Source organism: Pseudomonas sp. WSY_20 (assembly GCF_043104335.1).
In the GTDB taxonomy this organism is placed as follows: domain Bacteria; phylum Pseudomonadota; class Gammaproteobacteria; order Pseudomonadales; family Pseudomonadaceae; genus Aquipseudomonas; species Aquipseudomonas parafulva_B.
Map to the genome: position 1 here is coordinate 1 of NZ_JBICKP010000055.1, position 1562 is coordinate 1562.

Sequence of the window (1562 nt, forward strand, 5' to 3'; positions counted from 1 at the left end):
GCCCAGAGGGCTGGCGACGCTCGCCTATGGGAGATCGCGGTGCTGTTCCATCTGCGCGATGCGTTCCGCTCCGGAGATGTCTGGCTTACTAGGTCCCGGCGCTATGGCGATCTGAAACACGCACTCGTTCCGGCACAATCCATCGCGGAAGGCGGTCGTCTCGCTGTGCCATTGCGGCCGGAGGAATGGCTGGCAGACCGGCAAGCTCGCCTCGACATGCGGTTGCGCGAGCTTGGCCGTGCCGCTCGCGCAGGCACGATCCCGGGCGGGTCGATTGAAAACGGCGTTCTGCATATCGAGAAACTCGAAGCCGCCGCGCCGACAGGCGCCGAAGATCTGGTGCTCGATCTCTACAAGCAGATCCCGCCCACGCGCATCACCGATCTCCTGCTGGAGGTGGATGCGGCGACCGGCTTCACCGAAGCGTTCACCCATCTGCGCACAGGAGCACCCTGCGCTGACCGGATCGGGCTAATGAACGTTATCTTGGCGGAAGGGATCAACCTCGGCTTGCGCAAAATGGCGGATGCGACAAACACCCACACCTTCTGGGAATTGATCCGCATTGGACGGTGGCATGTCGAGGGCGAAGCCTATGACCGGGCGCTGGCCATGGTGGTCGAGGCACAGGCAGCGTTACCCATGGCCCGGTTCTGGGGCATGGGCACGTCGGCTTCGAGCGACGGACAGTTCTTCGTCGCTACAGAGCAAGGTGAGGCCATGAACCTGGTCAACGCGAAATATGGCAATACCCCGGGCCTGAAAGCCTATAGCCACGTCTCCGACCAATATGCGCCGTTCGCAACCCAGGTGATTCCTGCAACGGCAAGCGAAGCGCCTTACATCCTCGATGGCCTGCTGATGAACGATGCTGGACGCCATATCCGCGAGCAGTTCACCGACACGGGCGGCTTCACCGATCACGTCTTTGCCGCATGTGCCATTCTCGGCTACCGGTTCGCTCCGCGCATCCGCGACCTGCCATCCAAACGGCTCTACGCGTTCAATCCGTCGGCCGCCCCGGCGCACCTGCGAGCGTTGATCGGCGGAAAGGTCAACCAAGCCATGATCGAGCGCAATTGGCCCGACATCCTGCGCATCGCCGCCACCATTGCTGCCGGGACCGTCGCGCCAAGCCAGATTCTGCGGAAACTCGCCTCCTATCCGCGGCAGAACGAGCTCGCGACAGCCCTGCGGGAAGTCGGTCGCGTCGAGCGCACCCTGTTCATGATCGACTGGATTCTGGATGCCGAACTCCAACGGCGTGCCCAGATCGGGCTCAACAAAGGCGAAGCTCATCATGCGCTGAAGCGGGCAATCAGCTTCCACCGCCGCGGTGAAATCCGCGACCGTTCCGCCGAAGGCCAGCATTACCGCATCGCCGGCATGAATCTGCTCGCCGCCATCATCATCTTCTGGAACACCATGAAGCTCGGCGAGGTCGTTGCAAACCAGAAACGCGATGGAAAGCTGCTATCGCCCGATCTCTTGGCCCATGTTTCGCCGCTCGGATGGGAACACATCAATCTCACCGGAGAATATCGCTGGCCAAAGCCTTAGCG

At 62.0% G+C, this 1562-nt stretch carries 1 protein-coding gene; it reads left to right on the plus strand.

Translation table 11 applies throughout. The features are described 5' to 3' along the window. A partial coding sequence (locus ACF8E5_RS14005; RefSeq protein ID WP_392475409.1) for a Tn3 family transposase occupies window positions 1–1560 on the plus strand: 1560 nt, incomplete at its 5' end. Window positions 1561–1562 lie beyond the last annotated feature (2 nt).